We start from the raw sequence: 20,769 nt of genomic DNA, 5'->3' as shown, positions 1-20,769 counted from the left end.
TTTAAGCTCAAGCGCCGCATGGCTCCTCGCATAAGCTCGGACGGGCGGTCGCCCTTGCCAAGCGCGATGAGTCAGTGTCATCGCGGCTTGGAATTATTTTCCATGCACCGACATCTTGGCCGTCGTGGGGGCGCCTTGCGCCTGGGCCTGGGACATCAGGGCCGAGCAGTTGGCGTTCTTGGCATAGTCGACGCCGATAAACGGCAGGATGGTGTGGAAGACCAGGGCCAGCCCGCCTTGCGCGATCGCCTTGGTTGGCGACACGCCGATCTTGGGCGCTGACAAGTGGCCGCCGATCAGGATGGGCGCGTCGACATGGACCAGGCGGAACTTTTTCGGTTTGCCCTGAAGCTTGAGGTCCAGGCGCTCGTCGTTCAGGTTCACCGTGCCGGAGCCCTTGACCTGGACCACGGCGGTGTCGAAGACGACGTTCTGGGCCTGCATGACGCCGGATTTGATGCTGAAATCGGCGATGCCGCAGCGGACCTCGGTTTCGTGCTTGTCCTTGGTCAGCAACTGGAACAGGCCCTTGGTGGCGTTGACGCCCATCAGCTCGGCCAGGCTCTGGCGGACCGTGCCGCCGGGCATGACGATGGTCAGCCGGCCATTGGCCGAGGACGCCGCCTTGTGCACCGTATTGCCGGTGCCTGAGGCCTGAACCCGGGCGTCCATGACGCCTTCGATCGGCGCCGAGCCGGCGAATTTCGGGGCAAAATCCTGGACGGCCAAACCGGTCAGGCGCATGTCGATGGCGTCTTGCTGCACGGCATTGCGCGCATCGATGCGGGCCGTGCCGGTCAGGTGGCCGCGCGGAAACTGGAAATCGATCGGGTCGAGCGTCAGCAGGCCGTGATCGAGAGTAACGCCGAGACTGACCTGGTTCAGCGGCATGCCGTTGGAGGTATGGACCGACAGGGCGCGGTAATGGACCTTGGCGTCCATGCCGCGGACGCGGTCGACATCGAGCGGCACGTCGGGCAGCATGCGGTGGGCGGCCTGCGCCGCCATCGGGTCGGCGCTGACCGTGGCGCCCGTCGGGGCATTGGCGTCGGTGGCGCCGAACAGGGTGCCGAGGTCCTTAAAGTCGAGGCGGCGCGAGCTGAGATCGCCGGTCAGGTTGGGCCGGCCGTGATTGCTGATATCGACCTTCAGCTTGCCGGCCAGGTCGCTGCCGCCGACGCGGCCGTTGAGACGGTCGACATCATAGACCATGCCGTTGCGCGTCACCTGGGCCGTCAGACGATAGGGCGGCGTGTCGGGCAGGGCGAGGCCGGTAAGATAATAGAGGTCGCCGAGATTGTTGCCGGCGAGCGACATGGCGGCGTCGACTTGGCCCAGGTTAAAGGGGTGGAGGACGCGGCCCTTCGCCGTGATCGTGGTGTTGCCGGCCAGGACCTTCATGTCGAACGGGTAGGGCACGGAGGTGCGGACATTGAGCAGGGGGCCGCCGGTCGCCAGCATCTCGAACTTTTTGCCGTTCAGCGTGCCGTCGCCGGTCAGGGCGAAAGCGGAGCGGCCGGAATCGCCGCGTTCGTGAGCATTGATCGTGCCGGTAAACTGCAATTCGCGCTGGAGGTTGATGACGGTCAGCTGGCCGTCATTGATGATGAAGTTTTTGATCGGCGGCAGTTTGGTCGGTTTGCCGGTATCCTTGCCGTCGCTGAAGTCCCAATTGGCGCGGCCGGTCTTGTCGGCATAGAGGTAGACGACGGGACGGTCGACCTGCAGGCGCGGCAGGACGATGCGGCCGATGAACAGGGGCATCAGTTCGGCGGTGACATGGACGGCGCCGATCTCGGCCAGATTTTGCTTAGGGGCCCAAGCGGGTTCGCCGATCACCAGCCCTCCCACCGTAGCGTCGGGCGTGAAGCTGAACAGGTGAACGCGCAGATGGCCGTCGATACGGGCCGTTCGGTGGACGCGGCCGGATATGATCGAGCTGGCTATGCCGCGGGCCCAGTCCCAGTTGGGATTGGCGAGGAAGAGGATGACGGCGACGATGATGACGATCACCGCACCGATGATGATCTGGGTCGCCCTAGGCAGGGCGCGGATGCGGGTCCACACGCCGATCCCCAGGTTTTTCAGCCACGCCCATGCCTGTTGCGCCCACAGGACGGTCTCGTCCTTGAGCTCGGTCAGCGTGCCGGCCAGGTTATGAACATGGCTGAGATGGGCTTTCTTGACCACGATTGTCTTCCTTCAGCGAGGGGGCAGGGTAGGACCGGCGGGCGTTAGAAAGCGATGCGAAAAAGGCATGGCTGATGTTGCGAGCCTATGTTGGACGGTTTAGAGAGACCGCAAAACCGACAGAGGAGGCGCGCCATGAAACATTCGGACTTTACCTCGGTCATTCGTTGGACCGGCGACCGCGGTGACGGCACGCGGACCTATCGCGGCTATGACCGGACATGGAATATCGAAACGCCGGGCAAGGCTGTCATCGCGTGTTCCAACGATCCGGAACTGGGCGGTGACCCGTCCAAGCCCAATCCCGAAGACCTGCTGTTGTCAGCCCTGGCGTCGTGCCATATGCTTTGGTATCTGCACCTGGCCAGCAAGGCTGGTATCGTCGTCCGCGCCTATGAGGATGCGCCGCTCGGTATCGGCGAGACCTTGGCCAATGGCGCCGGGCGCTTCGTTTCGGCGACCTTGCGGCCGACGATCACGGTCGAAAAAGGCGCGGACCTGGCCAAGGCCGATGCCATCCACCATGAGGTCCACGACTATTGCTTCATCGCACGGTCGGTCAATTTCCCGGTCGAATATGCTGCGACCTATGTCGAGATCGGCGGGTAAACCTGATCGATTGCCACGGCGGCCCTGTCCGGGCTATGGTCTCCGCAAGGCGTCAATGAAGCGCCACCTGAGCGCAATCCAAAAAATGACTCCCATTTTTTGGATAGATTGCGCGTCAAAACAAAAAACAGAGCAAATGACTATTTTATCTAAAGTCATTTTGCTCTGGTGGAGAAGAAGCCAAATGGATATTTCCAACCCCAAACGCCGCGACCTGTTGAAGATGTCCGGCGCGGCGCTGGTGCTGACGGCTACGCCGGTCCTGGCCCGGCGCGCCCCGACCGGACCGTTGCATCTGGTCACCGATACGCCGGTTTCAGGCCAATGGCAGTTCCGTCAGGCCAATACGGCCGATTGGCTGGCCGCAACTGTACCTGGCACGGTCCATACCGACCTTTTGGCCAATAAAAAGATCGCCGACCCGTTTTACCGCACCAATGAACGCGACCTGCAATGGATCGACAAGAAGGACTGGGAATACCGCACCACCTTCGCCATCGACGCCGACACGCTCGCCTGTCAACACATCGCCCTCGTTTTCGCCGGCCTCGACACCTATGCCGACGTTTATGTCAACGATAAGCTCGTTCTCAGCGCCGACAACATGTTCCGCGAATGGACGGCCGATATCAAGGCCGTGGCCAAGGCCGGCGACAACGATCTGCGCGTCTATTTCCATTCGCCGGTTACCGTCGGGCTGAAGAAGCTGGCCGAATACGGCTTCAACCTGCCGGCCAGCAACGACCAGAGCGAAAGCGGCGGCCTGGGTGTCGACAAGGTCAGCGTCTTCACACGCAAGGCCGGCTACGCCTATGGCTGGGACTGGGGGCCGCGCTTCGTCACCTCGGGCGTATGGCGGCCGCTTTACCTGCGCGCGTGGGATACTGCCCGTATCGCCGATGTGCAATTGGTCCAGGACAGCGTGACGGCCGAGTTGGCCAATGTGACCGCGGTGGTGACGGTAACCGCGGCCACTGCCGGCACCGCTGCCGTGATGCTCAAATGTCGAGATGATCACGCCATCTCCGCGCGCGCCGAAGTCAAGCTGACACCGGGCGAGAACCGTGTCGAATTGGCCTTCACCATCAAGAATCCGAAGCTGTGGTGGTCGAAYGGGCTCGGTGAGGCACACCTCTATCCTATCAACGTCGATCTGGCCGCCGAAACCGGCGAAATCGATTCCCGCCAGGTCAATCTCGGCGTCCGCACCCTGCGCGTCGTGCAAAAGCCCGACGACAAGGGCGCCAGCTTCTATATCGAGCTGAACGGCGTGCCGGTCTTTATGAAGGGCGCCAACTATATTCCCAATGACAGCTTCCTGACGCGGGTGACACACGAGGTCTATGACAAGGTCGTGGGCTCGGCCGTCGCCACCCATATGAACATGCTGCGTGTCTGGGGCGGCGGGGTCTATGAAGACGACTATTTCTACGACCTGTGCGACCGGAACGGTATCCTGGTGTGGCAGGACTTTATGTTCGCCTGCTCGATGTATCCGAACGACGATGCCTTCCTCGACAATGTCCGCCAGGAAGCGATCCAGAACGTGCGGCGCCTGCGCAACCATCCGTGTCTGGCCATCTGGGTCGGCAATAATGAGATCGATTCGGCGTGGCAGAACGACGTGCCCAACGGTGGCTGGGGCTGGAAACAGACCTATACGCCGGAACAGCGCGCCAAGATCTGGGCGGGGTACGACGCCATTTTCAACCATATCCTGCCCGAAGTCGTCGCGGCCGAGGACCCGCAGCGCCTGTATTGGCCGTCGTCGCCGTTTGCCGGCAACGGCCAGCATGCCGACGTCAGCCGCCCGCTGCAGACCGGCGACATCCATTACTGGGACGTGTGGTGGGGCCAGAAGCCCTTCGCCGAATACCGCACCCATATCGGCCGCTTCATGAGCGAATACGGCTTCCAGTCCTTCCCGGAATTCAACACCGTCAAGACCTATGCGGCGCCCGGCGATTACGACATTTTTTCCGAGGTCATGCAGGCGCACCAGCGCTCCTCGATCGGCAACGGCACGATCAAGAACTATATGCAGCGCGACTATGTCGTGCCGGCGGATTTCGAGCAGTTCCTCTATGTCGGCCAGGTCCTGCAGGCCGAGGGCATCAAGACGGCGATGGAGGCCCACCGCAGCCGCATGCCCTACTGCATGGGGTCGCTGTTTTGGCAAATCAATGATTGCTGGCCGGTCGCGTCGTGGAGTAGTATCGACTATTACGGCCGCTGGAAGGCCCAGCAATATTTCGCCGTCAAGGCGTTTGCCGACGTGCTGATCTCACCGCAGATCGACGATGCGACCTTGAGCGTTTATGTCGTCAGCGATCGTCTGAAAGACCAGCCGGCGACCTTGAGCCTGCGTGTCATCGACTTTGCCGGCAAGGTGTTGTCGCATACGGAGATGCCGCTGGTGGTGAAGGCCAATACCGGCGTCAAGGTCCTGAGCAAGGATGTCGCCGCGGTCCTGGCCGGTGCGGATCCGGGCAAGGTGCTGTTGTCGACGCGTGTCATGCAGGGCGGACAGGTCCTGGCCGACAACATCGTCTATTTCAAGCCGGTCAAGGATTTGGTCCTGCCGAAGCCGGTGATCCAGATGACCTTCCGGCAGGATGGGGAGGGGGTCGTACTCACCCTGACCCCGGACGCTTTGGTCAAGAATCTCTATCTCAGCCTGGAAGCGGCCGACGGTGTCTTCAGCGACAACTATTTCGACATCCTGCCGGGAGAGACCGTTAAGGTGCGGGTCAAATCGGCCTTGGGCCCGAAGGCGCTGGATGCCCGTTTGAAACAGCTCCACATGGCGGATATCTCGGACGCGGTCGTGCCGGCGGCTTAGGTCTCGTCAGACTTATCTACCTCAGTCACAATATAGGACGGATGCAGGCCTGCGCGTTTGCAAACGGCCTCATAATATTTCTGTTCTTTGGTCAGGCCCTTGATCATGCGAGTCATGGACTTGCGTGCCTTTGGATCGCCTGTTCTGAGTGTCACGGCGATCTTTGTTAACCCATCAATCAGACCCTTCAAACGCTCACCGGGATAGGCGATATAAGGAAATTTCTGATCGGGCATGACGACGACCGATGACTGGCTGGCGAAGGTCAGCAGGTCTGCCTGCTTGTACTCCGACGAGCCTGCTTTTTCTCCGGGAAAAAGAGGTAAACTAAGGTCGCGACTACCGAGAAAGGTCAGCTCCTGGTTCTTGTAGACATCGGAAAAATACAGTCTGACGCCGATCGTCTGTAAGGTCAGTTCGAGGGCTTGAACACCGTCGATCCCGTGGCAACGATGCACTTTTGGCTCATCCCACAGCCCCGTGATCAAATATCGGCATGCATAGTCGTCGTACGGTGCAAACGGCGTCGGCTGCCAGACATAGAATTTGACGTGGCCGCCACCCTTGAGGTCGAATTGGCGCGTCAGTATGGCGTCCTTGATATCCGGAACGGGCGTCTGTTCTGCTGTCATCATTGGGGTACCTTGTCGTCGGCGATCCAGCCGCGGGCGCGGACATCGACGATGCGGTTGCGCGCCACCGGCACGAATAGCCCGTTGCTCAGTTTGAGGCGCCAGTTGCGCACGTCGCGGTCGGCCTCGGCCACGGCGGTGCCGGCGACCCACCAACTGCGGTGGACCTGCAAGCCGCCGGGCGTGCCATAACGCGCGATCGCCTCGTGCAGCGGCATCAGTTCGAGCGTCGAGCCCGAGGCACGGTGGATGCGGACATAGTGGTCCTCCATCTGCAGACACAGGACGGGCTCTTTCAGGTTGACCGAGGGTTCCGTGGGCTTTTGCACCGGCTTTGTCAATGATTGACGGGCCAGTTCGATCACCACCCACAGGCCGATCAGACAGACCTCGACCATCAGGCTTTGGCTATACCAGTCGACCGGCCGGACGCGGGCGATGGCATCGGGCCACAGCCAATGGCCATAGATGTCGGCGAAGAGGCTGCCGAGGCCCGCTGTCACCAGGATGGCGATGGCCAGGCCCGCCGGCATGGGCAGGCCCAGCCGCATGGCAAGACGCGTGATAGGCGGCAACAGAAGGCCGACGATGAGCGTGCCGCCGACCAGGTTGCCGGTCCAGCTGAAAATGCGCAGGACGATGTCGCCGTTGAGGAAGCTGCCGAACGGCCCGAAAACGCCGAAGACGATACCGGCCACGACGGCAAAGGCCAGCGTCCGCACCCACCATCCAGCGTCGCCGGACTCGCCTTTCCAATCCTGAATTCGCATGGCGAGGATGCTAGCCACATTTGCCGCCCGGCACAACCGCCAGACCATTCACCGAGCCACGTACCCGTTCGCCCGTTCACGAAGCGGCGCTGGCGAGGGCGAAAACGCCGTGACAGACCGGAGGCAGTTTCATGGAGCTGCCTTATGACCCAAACCGATCCTGTACTTAAACTTTCACTTCCCATCCGCCTTGGCCTCGCCATTGTTGCCGGCCTGCTGCTGACGGCGGGCTATGCCCTGCATCCGCAGTGGTGGGCGCCGTGGCTGGCGCCGCTGGTGCTGATTGTCGCCGGCTCCGGCTCGCCGAACCAGGCGCGCCTGGCCGGCGGTATTGCGGGCGCCATCGCTATGACCGGCCTTCTCGGCTATTACAGTGACATGACCGGTTGGGTGCTCACCAGCCTGTTCGTCATCCTGCGCGCCGGTTCCTGGTTGTTCGCCGCGCGTCTCAGCCATATGGCGGCGCAACGCCTGACTCCCGCCCTGGCCATGCTGGTCCTGCCGGCCATCATAGCCGGGTTCGAAGCCCTGACCTTGACCTTGTCGCCGCATGGCGCCGCCGGCAGCCTGGCCTATAGCCAGATGGACATGCCGGCCCTGGTGCAGATCGCCTCACTCGGCGGCCCACCGGCGGTGGTGTTCATGATCCTGTTGCTGGGCTCGTTCCTCGGCATCTGGCTGACCCGCCGCCCGGCGTTGCGGCCGCTATTGGCCGCCGGCATGACCTTCCTGGCCCTGGCCGCTGGATTAGCCGCCTTTACTGTCGTGCGCCTCGACAACGCTCCCGCCGCCACCCTGCCCGTGACGATGGTCGCCAGCGACCGCTTCCCGGGCATTCCAGAGGATTGGTCCAAGGTCTGGACGGTCTACAGCCCCGCTGTCGCCGCCAATGCGCGCTCTGGCGGCCTCGTCGTCCTGCCGGAAAAGATCGCCCTGGTCGACGGCGCCGGCGCCGCGCAGGTGGCCCGGGATGTCAGTTCGGCCGCCATGGCAGCCCATGCCACCCTTGTCGTCGGTGTCGAGGTCCATGACGGCGGTATCTATCGCAATCGTGCGCTTATCGCGGGGCCGGATGGCGGCATAGCCTGGTACGACAAGCAGCGCATGGTGCCGGTCTTCGAAGACCGCGACGTGCCGGGTAAGACGCCGTTGTTCATCGATGTTGCCAAAGCCCGTCTCGGTGTCGCCATCTGCAAGGACATGCACATCCCGTCGATCGGCCGCGAATATGCCGGTACAGCCGCGGTCATGGCGGTGCCGGCCTGGGACTTCGGCCGGGATGGCTGGATGGGGGCGCGCATGACGATGATGCGCGGCATCGAAGGCGGTTATGCCATCGCCCGCAGCAGCCGTAACGGCCTGCTGGGCGCCTATGACGCCACCGGACGGATTCTTGCCGAAAGCCGGTCGAGCGACGGCATGACGGTGGTCACCGGCGCCGTGCCGACCGAACGCCGCGATACGGTCTACAGCTACATCGGCAACGCTTTCGGTTGGCTATGCCTGCTGATGACCGTCGCACTGCAAGTCTGGTTGTGGATCCGGCGCGGTACGGGCGGTCAGGCGTCGGCCAATTGACGACGATACGAGGCCGTGGCCGGCAGGCTGGCTACGGCTTCACGCCGCCGCTGCGAAGCCAGCTCGACGACGGGCCGGGCTTCCGGCTTGATCGCCTTGTTATGGACGCGGAAGCGGGTATCCATGTAGTAGGCGCTGTCGAGACTGTCGTTGAGCACGACATACCAGACATCGTCCGGCAAACCCAGGGCCCGCATCAGCGGCTGGGTAATATACGCTTTTTCGAACATGAAATCGGGATTTAACGCCATGACCGTGTCCTTTGCTTTCGCCATCACGGGACGGGACTATGAAGTCTATTAACCACTATGGCGAATCGATTCTGTCACAATTGGGTAGTTTTTACTTCACATTGTGCAACCGGCCGGCCGGAGGCGTCAGGGAACCTTCTGTATACTGATAAATGATGGCTTATAAGCTGATTGTTTTCAGTATTTAAGATTTTTCGCCCCGAAATCTTCGTGGTATGGCCTGTCGAAGCGCGGATTCGGGAAAAATGCCGGCCGCGCATTTTCCACATCGATTTCCTATGCCGCTGTCATCATGAGGTGACGAAAACCGGTTAGACAGGCCGGAAAGACTCCGTTTCAGATATACCAAGATGACCGACTCCTGTACCGCCACGACCCAAGACAACCGAACCCTTTCCACCGAAGCTGCGATCGCCGATATTCTGCGGCGCCATCGGGATGCAAAGCTGGGCCTGGCCGAGGCCGGCCGCCGGCTGCTCGCCCTGTTCAATCGCGCTGAAACGGACGGACTGGAACAGCCGGTGCATTGGGTGCTGCTGGAACACCGATCCGGCCGGGTCGACGATCACCGCGCCATGGTGCGTTTGTTGAATCTGTCGCGCTTCACGCCCGAAACCACATCGATCGCCGACTATATGGCGCTGATCGGACGGTTTTCTTAAGGCTCCGGCCAGGCTGGCAGACATGCGACCAAGTGCCTCAGCAATCGGTTGCATAGACGGTCACATAAACCTTGACGGGTCGCCGCGGCAGCCACATTCTACCGCTTCCGAATCGCCGGCCGTGCGCCCGCCGGCCCGGTCACACCTGGAGTAGCGGTTGCCAAGCCTCGAGCATGTCAAGATTTTGGTCCTGGAGCGCAACGACCACATGTCGCAGATTATCCGGGCACTGTTGCGTGGTTTCGGCGTGCGCAAGATTGTCGATGTGCGGACCTGTGAAGAGGCCTTTCGGCGCCTGAGGCTGGACGCGATCGATATTGTCATCATCGAATACGAGATGGACAAGATGAACGGCGCGGAGTTCACGCGGGCGATCCGGGCTTCGAGCGACGCCTCCATCCGCTTCCTGCCGATCATCATGGTCACCGCTCATACGGAAAAGTCGCGAGTGCTGGCGGCCCGCGATTCCGGCATCAACGAAATCTGCACCAAGCCGATGACGGCCATCAACCTGTTCCGCAAACTGGTCGCCGTGATCGATCAACCCCGGCCGTTCGTCATATCGGAGTCGTTCGTCGGCCCCGAACGGCGCCGGAAACGCAACGATCCCGCCTATAAGGGGCCGGAGCGCCGCCTGTGATGGGGCGGGCTATTTGCCGCGATCGGCGGTGAAATGGGGCAGCCATAGAAGGGAGAAGGTCGGTTTGTATTCCAGATGATGCGAGGCGGGCTCACCCGGGGAATGCCATTTCAGCCAGCGCGTAGCCTGCATTTGCCAGACACCGTGTGGATCGCGCCAGACCGTGGCGTCGAACGGCATATATAGACCGTCCGGCCAGTGGTCCGATTTTGGATACTGCACAACCCTCGTCAGGCATATCGCCGTGAAATGCGTGGCATCCTGCCAGGTCGCTATACCACAGGTAGGCGTAAAGTGCGCGACCATGGCGCGTGACGGCCACGCGTGAATGGTCAGTTCGTGGCCAGCATTAACGTCCAAAAGATCTAAATTCGAACCCATGGCGACCATGCGGCCATCGGGTGAGGGCGAGGCATCACGGACAAACCAGCGGTCGCCGTCCGGCAGCGCGATAAAGTGCCACATAAATTCGCCGTGCGTGGCGGTGATGTCGGCGAAACTATCCAGCTTGCCGGACAGTGAATCGCGCAGGCGCAGGACCTTCGGCATGGTGAAAGTGTCGAACTCTTCGCTACTTTGTTGGACTGCGATCAGGCGTGCGGTCTGTTTGCCGTGATAAAAGATGGTGAGATTGTCGCCATCCCGAGTGGCGAGGCCGGGATTTTTCTGCATCTCCGCGGCCTCATCCAGAAGGTCCTCACATTCCAGACGTCCGCCCTTGGAACCGTTTCCGATCACCGGGATCTTATGGCAAATGGGAGCCACGTCTAACTGCTTTAGGAGGTAGTCGGCTTCGTTTCGTGGCGGCACATTGGCGATGTAGGCACAAAACACCATATAGGCGCAGGCCACGATGGCCGTCAGCGCCGATGCGGTGGTGATGAATTTGCGCATGATGCCCCCTGGAACAAACTTTGCCACGGAAGGCGAACGACRGCAACAAAGTCATCACCGGCCGATCGCGGTATCTTGCGGCTGCCCGCCGCGATCGGCGGTGAAATGCGGCAGCCAAAGTAGCAAGAAGGTCGGTTTGTATTCGATATGATGGGATGCCGTCACATCGCCACCCTGCCATTTCAGCCAGCGCGTGGCCTGCATTTGCCAGACACCATGTTGATCGCGCCAGACCTTGGCGTCGAAAGGCATGTACAACCCGTCCGGCCAGTTGTCCGATTTCGGATATTGCATGACTCGCGTAATGCATACCGCGGAGAAATGCGTGGCGTCCTGCCAAACCGGTATGCCGCAGGTGGGCGTAAAGTGCGCGATCGTGATGCGTGACGGCCATTCATCGATCGTCAGCCCTCCGTCGGCATAAGTGTACAAAAAGTGATTCGAACCCATAGCGACCGTGCGGCCGTCAGGTGATGGCGAGGCATCTCCGACAAACCAGCGGCCGCCGTCCGGCAAGGTAATAAAATGCCAGGTGAATTCTCCGTGGGCGCCGGTTATATCGGCGAAGCTTTCCAGCTTACCAGATTGCGGATCGCGCAGACGCAGGACCTTTGGCATGGTGAAGCTGTCGAACTCTTCACTGCCAGGTGGGGCCGCGATCAGGCGTGCGGTCTGTTTGCCATGGGAAAAGATGGTGAGATTGTTACCGTCCCGGGCGGCGAGGCCGGGATTTTGCCGCATCGCCTCCGCCTCATCCAGAAGCTCCTGACATTCCAACTCTCCGCCCCGATGAGCGTTACTGGCCTGGTGAATCTGTTCGCAGACCGGGCCGACGTACGGAAGCTGGATGACATAGTCGGCTTCGCGGCGGGGCGCGCCATAGGCGATATAGGCGCAAAAGGCCACATAAACACAGGCGGCGATGGCCGTCAGCGCCGAAGCTATGGTGACGATTTTACGCATGATGCCCCCTGGCGCGTACCCTGCCATGTACGGCGAACGACGGCAATAAAGTCGTCAACGCGAAGCCTTCGAGGCGACGATCAGCAGGCTTTGCCCCAGATAGCCGGAGCGTTCGACAAAGGCATTGGGCAGGGGATAGACGATGTAACGCTTTATCCAGGTCAGGGCGGCGCCCATGCCGAGGACGAACGGATTGCGGCCGAACCATTTGATAAGGCTACGGCGGAGGCCGATGCTGATGGCCACGCCATAAGGCGGGGGCGAGCCGACATAGAGGACGTCGAAGCCGTGGTCGACGAACAGCCGACGCAAGGTCTTCGCGGTGAACATGTTGACATGCTCAGGGAAGATCAGCGCCTTCGAGGCCTTGCCGCGGATCATCCTGTCGAAGCTATCATAGTTCGGCACAACCATCAGGCAGGCGCCGCCGTCCATGAGAGCCTTGTGCAGGGAACGGACGCTGTCGACGGGTTCCGGCATGTGTTCGAGGACGTCGAACATAGTCAGCAAGGCGAGCGATCCCGGCGCCAAGTCGTCAAGCGTTCCGTCGACGACGGTGACGCCGAACAGGGCGTGTGCGGCCAGACGCGCCGGCGCGCTGATTTCCATGCCCGTCGCCGCGAAGCCGGCGTCGGACCAGGCCTTGACGGTCGCGCCATGCCCGGCGCCGAAATCGACAGCCTTGCCGGCGCGCGGCAGCTGCGGAAAACGGCGCCCGAAGCCGGTGACGAGCGCGATCTTGTCGCGGATCTGGTTATTGTAATCGGCCGCGACGTCGGAATTGTAGCTGTGCACGCCGGCGTCGTTATAATAGTCGCGCAGGAAGGCCTCGCTGGGCCGCGGCCACAGATAGACGAACTGGCAGGCGCGGCAGCGGCAGGTCTGGAACGCCTTTCCCTCCGCCTGGCCCATGTCGTAAAGCTTGCCGGCCTCGCCGGACCGGCAGAGCGGGCATGCCTGACCTTGGTTTGCCTGACCTTCGCTCGACTGCATGTAGGAAACGACCCGTCAAATTCCGATCAAGGAGCGATGGCACGAGTCGCCGCCGGTTGAAAAGCATGCCGTGCGACTAATCGGACGGCATCATCCCGGGCATCATATTGACGTTCAGGTGATACATGACCCACAGGGAGCCGACGATCAGGATACCGACGATCAGGACGGCGAAGACGAAGGCGGCGTTGTTCCACACCTGGCTCGACGACGTGTTCATGTGCAGGAAGAAGACCAGGTGCACCAGGATCTGAACCACGCCGATACCCACGATGACCGGCACCAGGGTCGCGGCCGGCAGGATGTGCAGCATGGTCAGGGCGAACGGGATCGCCGTCAGCACGGCGGCCGCCACAAAGCCAATCAGATAGGACTTGGCCGAGCCATGGCCGTGGTCACCGTGGTGGGCGGCCTCGGCATGGGTCTGGTCGATGGCGACCGGGTGGGTGTGCGGCGTGTGGGCCTTCTTGGGCTGGGCGGTGTCCGGGGTTTCGGGCAGGCGGCTCATGTCGCGGCTCCCATCAGGTAAACGATCGTGAAAACGCCGATCCAGATGATGTCGAGGAAGTGCCAGAACAGGCTGAGTTCCATCAAACGGATGCGGTTGGCGGGCGTCAGGCCGCGCTTGAACAGGTGGACGAACATCACGCCCATCCAGATCAGGCCCGAGGTGACGTGCAGGCCGTGCGTGCCGACCAGGGTGAAGAAGGCCGACAGGAAGGCCGAACGGTCCGGACCGTTGCCTTCGGAGATCAGCTTCATGAACTCATGGATTTCCATACCCATGAAGCCCAGGCCGCACAGGGCGGTCAGGCCCAGCCAGGCGATGACGGGCTTCAGCTTGCCCGCTTCCATGCTGATCATGGCCAGGCCGTAGGTCAGGGACGAGATCAGCAACAGGGCCGTCTCGACGGCGACATAGGGCAGGTCGAAGATTTCGCGGCCATTGGGTCCGCCGGCGATATTGTCCTTCAGCACGCCATAGGTAGCGAAGACGGAGGCGAACAGGATGCAGTCGCTCATCAGATAGATCCAGAAGCCAAGCGTGACTTTCGGGCCTTCGTCGTGATGATCGCCGGCGTGGTGGGCGTCGTTGGGATTATGGTCGTAGGCGGAGACGATCTCGTCGGCCACCGCGGCGACCGGATTGGCGGGCTTGCTCATGGTCAGGCCTTTCCCGTCTTGAGGTTGGCGAAGTGCGCGTCCTCGATCGCCGTTACCTCGGCGACCGGCACGTAGTAGTCGCGGTTTTCGTTGAAGCTGTGGACGACGCCCAGGCCGATCATGACCAGGAGCGCGCCGGCGGCCATCCACCAGATGTGCCAGACAAGACCGAAGCCCAGGCCGACACTGACGATGCCGATCAGAAAGCCGGTCGGCGTATTGTGCGGCATATGGATGGGCTCATAGCTGGCCGGCTGGATCCAGGCTTGACCGGTCTGCTTGGCGTCCCAGAACGAGTCGTGGTTGCCGATCTTCGGCAGGACGGCGAAATTATAGAAGGGCGGCGGCGACGAGGTCGCCCATTCCAGCGTCCGGCCGTCCCACGGATCGCCGGTCAGGTCGCGTAAGGTGTCGCGCTTCCAGATCGAATAGACGATCTGTAGGATCTGGGCCAGGATACCGACGAAGATAAGCAAAGCGCCGACACAGGCGACGATCAGATAGGTGTGCCACACCGGATTGTTCATGAAGTCGAGGCGGCGGGTCATGCCCATCAAACCCAGGGCATAGAGCGGCATGAAGGCGATATAGAAGCCGACCAGCCAGCACCAGAACGATACCTTGCCGATGCCGTCATGCAGCCGGAAGCCGAAGGCCTTGGGGAACCAGTAGTTCAGGCCGGCGATACAACCGAAGACGACGCCGCCGATGATGACATTGTGGAAGTGGGCGATCAAAAACACCGAGTTGTGCAGGACGAAGTCGGCGCCCGGCACGGCCATCAAGACGCCGGTCATGCCGCCGATAACGAAGGTAATGATAAAGCCCAGGGTCCACAGCATGGGCAGTTCCAGGCGCACGCGGCCGCGGTACATGGTGAACAGCCAGTTGAAGATCTTCACCCCGGTCGGGATCGAGATAATCATGGTGGTGATGCCGAAGAAGGCGTTGACGTCGGCGCCGGCGCCCATGGTGAAGAAGTGGTGCAGCCAGACGATAAAGGACAGCACGCCGATACACATGGTGGCGTAGACCATGGCGTCATAGCCGAACAAACGCTTACGCGAGAAGGTGGCGACGATCTCCGAGAAGATGCCGAAGGCCGGCAGGATCAGGATATAGACTTCCGGATGGCCCCACGCCCAGATGAGGTTGACATACATCATCGGGTTGCCGCCGGCTTCATTGGTGAAGAAGTGCATGCCGAGATAGCGGTCGGCGCCCAGCAGGGCGAGGGTCACAGTCAGGATCGGGAAGGCGGCGACGATCAGCATGTTGGCGCACAGCGTCGTCCAGGTGAAGACCGGCATGCGCATCAGGGTCATGCCCGGGGCGCGCATCTTGAAGATAGTGGTAATCAGGTTGACGCCCGACAACAGGGTCCCGAGACCGGAAATCTGCAACGCCCAGATATAGTAATCGACCCCGACGCCCGGCGAATAGGCAATCTCCGACAAGGGCGGATAGGCCAGCCAGCCGGTATGGGCGAATTCGCCGATCACCAGGGAGATATTGACCAGGATGGCGCCGGCGGCGGTCAGCCAGAAGCTCATCGAGTTGAGATAGGGGAAGGCGACGTCGCGGGCGCCGATCTGCAAGGGCATGACAACGTTCATCAGGCCGATGACGAAGGGCATGGCCATGAAGAAGATCATGATGACGCCGTGGGCGGTGAATATCTGGTCGAAATGTTCAGGCGGCAAATAGCCGTGACCGCCGGACGAGGCCAGGGCCTGTTGCGTCCGCATCATCAGGGCGTCGGCGAAACCGCGCAGCAACATGATCAGGGCCAGGATGATGTACATGGCGCCGATCTTCTTGTGGTCGACGCTGGTCAGCCATTCCTTCCACAGATAGGGCCACCGCTTGAAATAGGTGATCAGGCCGAAGACGGTGATCGCTCCGCCGACCATGCCGGCGGCGGCGACCATGATGATCGGCTCGTGCCACGGCACCGAGTCGATGTTCAGCTTCCCGGTCAGGAAATTGGCGGGATGGAGGGTGACTGGATGCATGATACTCAGCTCTTGCGGGGTGTGGCGGGTGCCGTAGCGGCGGCGACCGCTTCGGTCTTGGGGGCGCAATCCTTGACGCCCGGGGCGATATGTTTCGTCATGGCCATGTTCTGGGCCATTTTCATGGCTGTATCGGTGCACGGGCCGCCAGCCGAACCAGGGGCGCAGGCATTGAGGATGTCGTGGAACAGCTCCGGCTGGACTGTGCCGTAATAGACGGGCTTGGCAGTCATGCCGCGTTGCGACAGCGCCAGATAGGCGTTGCCGTCGAGTGCGGCCTGAGAGCTTTGCGCCTTCGCGACCCAGGCGTCGAAGCCGGCCTGGTCGGTGGCGACGGCCTGGAACTTCATGCCGGCAAAGCCTTCGCCGGAATAGTTGGCCGATATGCCGTCATAGCTGCCGGCCTGGTCGGCGCGCAGGTTCAACTGGGTTTCCATGCCGGTCATGGTGTAGATTTGCGAGCCAAGTTGCGGGATGAAGAAGGAATTCATCACGGTGGCCGAGGTCAGCTTGAAATGGACCGGGCGGCCGACGGGCAGGGCCATCTCATTGACCGTGGCGATGTGATACTCCGGGTAGATGAACAGCCATTTCCAATCGAGCGAGACGACCTCGACCTCGATAGGCCGGGTGTCGGCCTGGCCGGCAGCGGCCGGCACGGTGGCCTTCGGATCCAGTTGATGGGTAGATACCCAGGTGACGGCGCCCAGCGCGACGATAATCAGGGTGGGAATCGCCCAGACCACGGCTTCGATGCGGTTGGAATGTTCGAAATCCGGGGCGTAAGTCGCCTTGGTGTTCGAGGCGCGATACCGCCAGGCGAACCACAGGGTCATGAAGATTACCGGCACGACCGGGATCAGCATCAGCAGCACGGCCAGGATGATCAGGTCTTTTTCCTGCATGCCGACGGGGCCCTTGGGGTCCATCACGGCCATGTGACAGCCGGTCAGCAAAACCAGGCCGGCAAGGGGCGTTGCGACACGGAAAGCGCGGTTTACGCTGCGGCGCAGCATATTAACGGCGCGGCGGCCATGGCTGGACAAGGCATGGACAAGGGACGACGCCCGCGGGCGAAGGGAATTACGCACAACAAAAAACCCTGACAAACAAAGGAGTTTGGCCGCGCGGTTACATTCCGGGCTGCGGCATTTTATAAGCCTGTGAACAAGATAAAGGCTTTGACGGCAAGAGGCAAAATGTCGCACTGCGGGATTATTTTTTCGCAAACGCGCCAAAAAACGCCGCTCTTCGCGCTTCAGAACCGCGTTACGGCAAGCAGGCACCGCTGTGCAAGCGCAATATTATTAGGCGCCTGCGTGAAAAAAGCCCTTGCGCAATAGCGATTTGGCGATAGCATGAGTTAAATTGACGCAGGCGTAAAAATATCCGCGTAGAAGGAAACAGTATGGAAACGACCCAACCGCGAGTCTACAGCTTCGGCCCGATCATCAAGGCCCTGGTCATCATCGCCGCCGCCGTTTTGCTGGCGACGGGCGTTTGGGGATGCATCTACGCCTATACCCATCTGCACGGCGTCCTGGCGCAATTCGGCGGCATCCTGCTGGCCATGGTGCCGATCGCGCTGGCCCTGTTCGGCGGTCCGGTGGTGTGGGCTTGCCGTCTGTGCCTCTATGAGGATCGTCTCGAATATCACGGCCTGATGCTGGATACTGTGATCCGCAAGGCCGATATCATCGACGCCCTGTCGCCGGCCCCGGCGCTCGGCATGTTCCAGATCTTCCTGACCCTGGCCGGCAAGCCGTTCAAAAAGCTGCACATCGCCGTCCTCGGCCATCGCGATGAGACCCTGACGCGCTGGGTCGACGCCCTGCCGCACCAGAAGGTTTGATAGCCGCCACATCGGATTTTGAAAGGCCGTCCTTAGGGGCGGCTTTTTTGTTGGCGGTTACTCCGGTTTGCGAAACCAGGTCAGCCGGATAAACATGCCCGCCAGCATGGCCGCCAGCGCAAACCAGGTGATGGCATAGATGAGATGGCTGTTGGCAAAGCGAACGACGGTCAACCCTCCGCGGGGCCAGCCACCCGGATTGGGGGTGTCGTCGGCATCGATGAAATAGGGCGCGACCTCGCTTAGACCGTGGTTTCGGGCCATGGCGGCGATATCGCGGTGGTACCAGGCGTCGCGGGCCGGATCATTGGCCTGGGAAAACAGCCATCCCTTGGTTTCCGGCATGCGCAACAGACCGGTGACCGTGACCTCATCCAGAGGTGTCGCCACCGGCGTAGTGACGGTTTGCGCCACGAAACCGCGGTTGATGTAGACGATGCTGCCGTCATCGCGGACCAGCGGCGTCATGACCCAGTTGCCGGCGCCGAAATCGGTCAGGGCGTAGACCTGAGACGTGGCATCATCGCGAAAATGTCCGCGCACCGTAATATGACGATATTCGTCGCGTTCGGCCCTTACCTGCGCCCCATTTGCCGGAGCCGGTACCGCCGGCCCATGCACCCGGGCATCGACGCGTTTGATCAGTGCCTCTTTCCACGCCAGGCGCTGGACCTGCCACGCGCCCAGCCCGCAGAATGTGGCGACGGCTATGCCGACCGCGATGGTGAAGCCGAGATTTCGCATGAAAGGTTCCGCAACCAAAAACGTGGTGCCTCATAGCAGATCCCAGTTGCCGGCCCAACTGCGCTTTAGGACGGCTGCCCAATTCCATCCGCCGCGTCATCCCGATAGTCTGGACAAAGCCTCCGGTGAGATTGTAACTCACACTATCGACGAACGGAACGCCTCCCATGCCAATCTTTACCTTGCATACCTCTTCCTATGGTTCCGACGCCTATCAAACGGGAGACCTGTACCTGCCGGAAGGTCCGGCCCGCGCCGTCGTCTGCCTGTTGCATGGCGGCTTCTGGCGGATGCCCTATGATCGCACGGAAATGGCGCCTTTGGCGGCGGCCCTGGCCGAAGACGGTTTCGCGGTCTGGAATATGGAGTATCGTCGTCTCGGTGGCGGTGGCGGCTGGCCGGAGACCTTCCTCGACATCGCCGCCGGCATCGATCACCTGGCCGAACTCGACCTGCCGCTGGACAAGGTCGTGGTGGCGGGCCATTCCGCCGGCGGGCATCTGGCCTTGTGGAGCGCACGTCGCGACGGCTTTCCCGGTGTGCCCGCGCCGCGCGTCCGCCCGCATGGCGTGGCAGGACTGGCGCCAGTCGCCGACCTGGCTGCGGCCCATGACCTGGCGCTTGGTCGTAGTGCCGTCGCCGAGTTCCTCGGCGCTTCGCCCGCGGACGGCGCCGCCCGTTACGATCTGGCCTCGCCCCTGCGGCGCTTGCCTCTCGGCGTCAAACAGCTGATCGTCCATGGTGCGCGCGACGAGGCTCTGCCGGCGGCCTTGTCTCGCGCCTATGCCGAGCGTGCCCGGGAGGCGGGTGATGATGTTACCTATATCGAACCCGCGGAAGCGGGGCATATGGACTTCCTCGATCCCGGTAGCGAAGCCACCCGTGCCTTTCGCCATTGGCTGATGTCGCTATAGACGGCATCGGTCGCCTCGGCGCCTTCCCGATCATCGCACCGGATCGATGCCACTCTGGACCTGTATCGCCTTGGTAAAACGCAAAAAACGCAAATTTTATTAGGCCCTGCCGTCGTGTCGCCCTATGCTCTGCTGCTAAGATTTGCGAGACCATGACAGCCGATTTTGTCCCTTCCGAAGTTGCCAGGCTTCTCGTCGTCGACGACGACCCTATCCTGCGCGAGTTTGCCCTGGCCAAGCTGGCGACACCCAAGATCAGCGTGCAGGTGGCGGAAAACGGCGAGGAGGGGCTGCGCCGGCTCACGGCCGGTGGTTTCGATATCGCCCTGGTCGATCTGGACATGCCCGTCATGGACGGTTTCGAACTGATCCGCAGAGTCCGCGCCGACAACCGCCTCAAACACATTCCGATCATCGTGGCGACCAGCCGCGACGACATGGCGGCGATCGACGGCGCCTATGCCGCCGGCGCGACCTCGTTCGTGCTCAAACCGGTCAACTGGCGCGTCGTCTCGCATCAACTGGCCTATGTCCTGCGCGGCAGCCGCGAGGCGGCGCGCATCCGCGCCAAGGCCAAAACCTTGCGCAACGCCCTGCGCGCCCAGGACGAGGTTCTGTCGCTCTGCCAGGGCCGCATCGACGACGTCCTGCGCCTGATGCTCGACGAGCCCTTGAGCCCGGACCTGTTCGCCCGGGTCTGGGAACAGCTTCACAGCCTAAGCGGCGATATTCGCGATAAGTCGACCTGATACCCACGGTCAGTGGTCGCTCGCCATCTCGCAGGCCACCCGCGACCGCGCGGCATAGCGGCGCAAACTGTCGGTCTCGGCCAGGATGCGCTCGATAATGCCGACCGCCTCCTGGCCTTCTTCGGTCAGTCCGGTGACCCGCTTGCCGCGGCGCACGAAGATGTCGATCCCGAGCTCGACCTCCAGCTCCTTGATGCGCTTGCTGACGCCCGACTGCGACATGTAGAGGGCATTGCCGACTTCGGTCAGGTTGAAGTCCTGGCGCAGCGCCTCGCGGACGAATTTAAGCTGCTGAAAATTCATGATC

21 protein-coding genes are annotated in these 20,769 nt (G+C 61.7%); 8 read left to right on the top strand and 13 right to left on the bottom strand.

Annotation, left to right across the window (positions count from 1 at the left end):
• Positions 1–93 precede the first annotated feature (93 nt).
• Positions 94–2,190: an AsmA family protein gene (locus tag AC1DX3_RS04895; RefSeq protein ID WP_476988125.1), complete on the bottom strand. Its 2,097-nt coding sequence runs from the start codon at positions 2,188–2,190 to the stop codon at positions 94–96.
• A gap of 135 nt (positions 2,191–2,325) precedes the next feature.
• Here AC1DX3_RS04895 and AC1DX3_RS04890 point away from each other — a divergent pair, with 135 nt between their 5' ends.
• Positions 2,326–2,799: an OsmC family protein gene (locus AC1DX3_RS04890; RefSeq protein ID WP_476988124.1), complete on the top strand. Its 474-nt coding sequence runs from the start codon at positions 2,326–2,328 to the stop codon at positions 2,797–2,799.
• Between the two features lie 184 nt (positions 2,800–2,983).
• Positions 2,984–5,641: a beta-mannosidase gene (locus AC1DX3_RS04885; RefSeq protein WP_476988123.1), complete on the top strand. Its 2,658-nt coding sequence runs from the start codon at positions 2,984–2,986 to the stop codon at positions 5,639–5,641.
• Here the strand turns inward: AC1DX3_RS04885 and AC1DX3_RS04880 are convergent.
• Together AC1DX3_RS04880 and AC1DX3_RS04875 are read right to left on the bottom strand one after the other, a co-directional pair.
• Positions 5,638–6,276: a DUF6968 family protein gene (locus tag AC1DX3_RS04880; RefSeq protein ID WP_476988122.1), complete on the bottom strand. Its 639-nt coding sequence runs from the start codon at positions 6,274–6,276 to the stop codon at positions 5,638–5,640. The genes AC1DX3_RS04885 and AC1DX3_RS04880 overlap by 4 nt on opposite strands.
• Positions 6,273–7,061, bottom strand: a complete 789-nt coding sequence (locus AC1DX3_RS04875) for a LytTR family DNA-binding domain-containing protein (protein ID WP_476988121.1) — start codon at positions 7,059–7,061, stop codon at positions 6,273–6,275. Before AC1DX3_RS04875 ends, AC1DX3_RS04880 begins: the two co-directional genes overlap by 4 nt.
• A gap of 126 nt (positions 7,062–7,187) precedes the next feature.
• Between AC1DX3_RS04875 and AC1DX3_RS04870 the strand changes: the two genes are divergently transcribed.
• Positions 7,188–8,621, top strand: a complete 1,434-nt coding sequence (locus tag AC1DX3_RS04870; protein ID WP_476988120.1) for a nitrilase-related carbon-nitrogen hydrolase — start codon at positions 7,188–7,190, stop codon at positions 8,619–8,621.
• Here the strand turns inward: AC1DX3_RS04870 and AC1DX3_RS04865 are convergent.
• Entirely contained in the window at positions 8,603–8,872 is a 270-nt protein-coding gene (locus tag AC1DX3_RS04865) for a hypothetical protein (protein WP_476988119.1), read from the bottom strand. The two genes, AC1DX3_RS04870 and AC1DX3_RS04865, sit on opposite strands and share 19 nt — an antisense overlap.
• A gap of 350 nt (positions 8,873–9,222) precedes the next feature.
• On the opposite strand from AC1DX3_RS04865, the gene AC1DX3_RS04860 reads away from it, so the two are divergent.
• Together AC1DX3_RS04860 and AC1DX3_RS04855 are read left to right on the top strand one after the other, a co-directional pair.
• The gene (locus tag AC1DX3_RS04860) at positions 9,223–9,534 is read left to right on the top strand and encodes a hypothetical protein (protein WP_476988118.1); all 312 of its coding nucleotides are present in this window, start codon (positions 9,223–9,225) and stop codon (positions 9,532–9,534) included.
• Positions 9,535–9,691: 157 nt separating this feature from the next.
• Entirely contained in the window at positions 9,692–10,174 is a 483-nt protein-coding gene (locus AC1DX3_RS04855) for a response regulator (protein ID WP_476988117.1), read from the top strand.
• Between the two features lie 9 nt (positions 10,175–10,183).
• Here the strand turns inward: AC1DX3_RS04855 and AC1DX3_RS04850 are convergent, their stop codons facing one another.
• The 7 genes from AC1DX3_RS04850 to cyoA all read right to left on the bottom strand — a co-directional run bounded on the left by AC1DX3_RS04850 (position 10,184) and on the right by cyoA (position 17,294).
• The gene (locus AC1DX3_RS04850) at positions 10,184–11,068 is read right to left on the bottom strand and encodes a hypothetical protein (protein ID WP_476988116.1); all 885 of its coding nucleotides are present in this window, start codon (positions 11,066–11,068) and stop codon (positions 10,184–10,186) included.
• Positions 11,069–11,122: 54 nt separating this feature from the next.
• Positions 11,123–12,031 carry a hypothetical protein gene (locus tag AC1DX3_RS04845; RefSeq protein ID WP_476988115.1) on the bottom strand — a complete coding sequence of 303 codons (909 nt, stop codon included), beginning with the start codon at positions 12,029–12,031 and terminating at the stop codon, positions 11,123–11,125.
• A gap of 54 nt (positions 12,032–12,085) precedes the next feature.
• On the bottom strand, positions 12,086–13,024 hold the full coding sequence (locus tag AC1DX3_RS04840) for a class I SAM-dependent methyltransferase (RefSeq protein WP_476988114.1): 939 nt from the start codon (positions 13,022–13,024) through the stop codon (positions 12,086–12,088).
• Between the two features lie 76 nt (positions 13,025–13,100).
• Complete coding sequence (gene cyoD / locus AC1DX3_RS04835) at positions 13,101–13,532, bottom strand: cytochrome o ubiquinol oxidase subunit IV (RefSeq protein ID WP_476988113.1); 432 nt, start codon at positions 13,530–13,532, stop codon at positions 13,101–13,103.
• Positions 13,529–14,188: a cytochrome o ubiquinol oxidase subunit III gene (gene cyoC / locus AC1DX3_RS04830; protein WP_476988112.1), complete on the bottom strand. Its 660-nt coding sequence runs from the start codon at positions 14,186–14,188 to the stop codon at positions 13,529–13,531. The genes cyoD and cyoC overlap by 4 nt, the downstream gene beginning before the upstream one ends.
• A 2-nt stretch (positions 14,189–14,190) precedes the next feature.
• Entirely contained in the window at positions 14,191–16,203 is a 2,013-nt protein-coding gene (gene cyoB / locus AC1DX3_RS04825) for a cytochrome o ubiquinol oxidase subunit I (protein ID WP_476988111.1), read from the bottom strand.
• 5 nt (positions 16,204–16,208) lie between these two features.
• Positions 16,209–17,294: a ubiquinol oxidase subunit II gene (gene cyoA / locus AC1DX3_RS04820; protein WP_476988110.1), complete on the bottom strand. Its 1,086-nt coding sequence runs from the start codon at positions 17,292–17,294 to the stop codon at positions 16,209–16,211.
• A 317-nt stretch (positions 17,295–17,611) separates the two neighbouring features.
• Here cyoA and AC1DX3_RS04815 point away from each other — a divergent pair, with 317 nt between their 5' ends.
• Positions 17,612–18,055: a hypothetical protein gene (locus AC1DX3_RS04815; protein WP_476988109.1), complete on the top strand. Its 444-nt coding sequence runs from the start codon at positions 17,612–17,614 to the stop codon at positions 18,053–18,055.
• Positions 18,056–18,112: 57 nt separating this feature from the next.
• On the opposite strand, the gene AC1DX3_RS04810 is transcribed toward AC1DX3_RS04815, so the two are convergent.
• Positions 18,113–18,799: an SURF1 family protein gene (locus tag AC1DX3_RS04810; RefSeq protein ID WP_476988108.1), complete on the bottom strand. Its 687-nt coding sequence runs from the start codon at positions 18,797–18,799 to the stop codon at positions 18,113–18,115.
• A gap of 167 nt (positions 18,800–18,966) precedes the next feature.
• Between AC1DX3_RS04810 and AC1DX3_RS04805 the strand changes: the two genes are divergently transcribed.
• Both AC1DX3_RS04805 and AC1DX3_RS04800 read left to right on the top strand, forming a co-directional pair.
• On the top strand, positions 18,967–19,713 hold the full coding sequence (locus AC1DX3_RS04805) for an alpha/beta hydrolase (RefSeq protein WP_476988107.1): 747 nt from the start codon (positions 18,967–18,969) through the stop codon (positions 19,711–19,713).
• Positions 19,714–19,865: 152 nt separating this feature from the next.
• Complete coding sequence (locus AC1DX3_RS04800; protein ID WP_476988106.1) at positions 19,866–20,462, top strand: response regulator; 597 nt, start codon at positions 19,866–19,868, stop codon at positions 20,460–20,462.
• A 9-nt stretch (positions 20,463–20,471) separates the two neighbouring features.
• Here the strand turns inward: AC1DX3_RS04800 and AC1DX3_RS04795 are convergent, their stop codons facing one another.
• Positions 20,472–20,765: a LysR family transcriptional regulator gene (locus AC1DX3_RS04795; protein WP_476988105.1), complete on the bottom strand. Its 294-nt coding sequence runs from the start codon at positions 20,763–20,765 to the stop codon at positions 20,472–20,474.
• Between the last annotated feature and the right edge of the window lie 4 nt (positions 20,766–20,769).

This window comes from Asticcacaulis sp. P2_B1 (assembly GCF_056404915.1).
This window is presented reverse-complemented; position numbering and strand designations above follow the sequence as displayed.

Bases quoted from the DNA above. Each gene is read 5' to 3' on its own strand.
- AC1DX3_RS04890 (WP_476988124.1), top strand. From the start codon at position 2,326: ATGAAACATTCGGACTTTACCTCGGTCATTCGTTGGACCGGCGACCGC.
- AC1DX3_RS04880 (WP_476988122.1), bottom strand. From the start codon at position 6,276: ATGATGACAGCAGAACAGACGCCCGTTCCGGATATCAAGGACGCCATA.
- AC1DX3_RS04870 (WP_476988120.1), top strand. From the start codon at position 7,188: ATGACCCAAACCGATCCTGTACTTAAACTTTCACTTCCCATCCGCCTT.
- AC1DX3_RS04865 (WP_476988119.1), bottom strand. From the start codon at position 8,872: ATGGCGTTAAATCCCGATTTCATGTTCGAAAAAGCGTATATTACCCAG.
- AC1DX3_RS04860 (WP_476988118.1), top strand. From the start codon at position 9,223: ATGACCGACTCCTGTACCGCCACGACCCAAGACAACCGAACCCTTTCC.
- AC1DX3_RS04850 (WP_476988116.1), bottom strand. From the start codon at position 11,068: ATGCGCAAATTCATCACCACCGCATCGGCGCTGACGGCCATCGTGGCC.
- AC1DX3_RS04845 (WP_476988115.1), bottom strand. From the start codon at position 12,031: ATGCGTAAAATCGTCACCATAGCTTCGGCGCTGACGGCCATCGCCGCC.
- AC1DX3_RS04840 (WP_476988114.1), bottom strand. From the start codon at position 13,024: ATGCAGTCGAGCGAAGGTCAGGCAAACCAAGGTCAGGCATGCCCGCTC.
- cyoD (WP_476988113.1), bottom strand. From the start codon at position 13,532: ATGAGCCGCCTGCCCGAAACCCCGGACACCGCCCAGCCCAAGAAGGCC.
- cyoC (WP_476988112.1), bottom strand. From the start codon at position 14,188: ATGAGCAAGCCCGCCAATCCGGTCGCCGCGGTGGCCGACGAGATCGTC.
- cyoB (WP_476988111.1), bottom strand. From the start codon at position 16,203: ATGCATCCAGTCACCCTCCATCCCGCCAATTTCCTGACCGGGAAGCTG.
- AC1DX3_RS04815 (WP_476988109.1), top strand. From the start codon at position 17,612: ATGGAAACGACCCAACCGCGAGTCTACAGCTTCGGCCCGATCATCAAG.
- AC1DX3_RS04810 (WP_476988108.1), bottom strand. From the start codon at position 18,799: ATGCGAAATCTCGGCTTCACCATCGCGGTCGGCATAGCCGTCGCCACA.
- AC1DX3_RS04805 (WP_476988107.1), top strand. From the start codon at position 18,967: ATGCCAATCTTTACCTTGCATACCTCTTCCTATGGTTCCGACGCCTAT.
- AC1DX3_RS04800 (WP_476988106.1), top strand. From the start codon at position 19,866: ATGACAGCCGATTTTGTCCCTTCCGAAGTTGCCAGGCTTCTCGTCGTC.
- AC1DX3_RS04795 (WP_476988105.1), bottom strand. From the start codon at position 20,765: ATGAATTTTCAGCAGCTTAAATTCGTCCGCGAGGCGCTGCGCCAGGAC.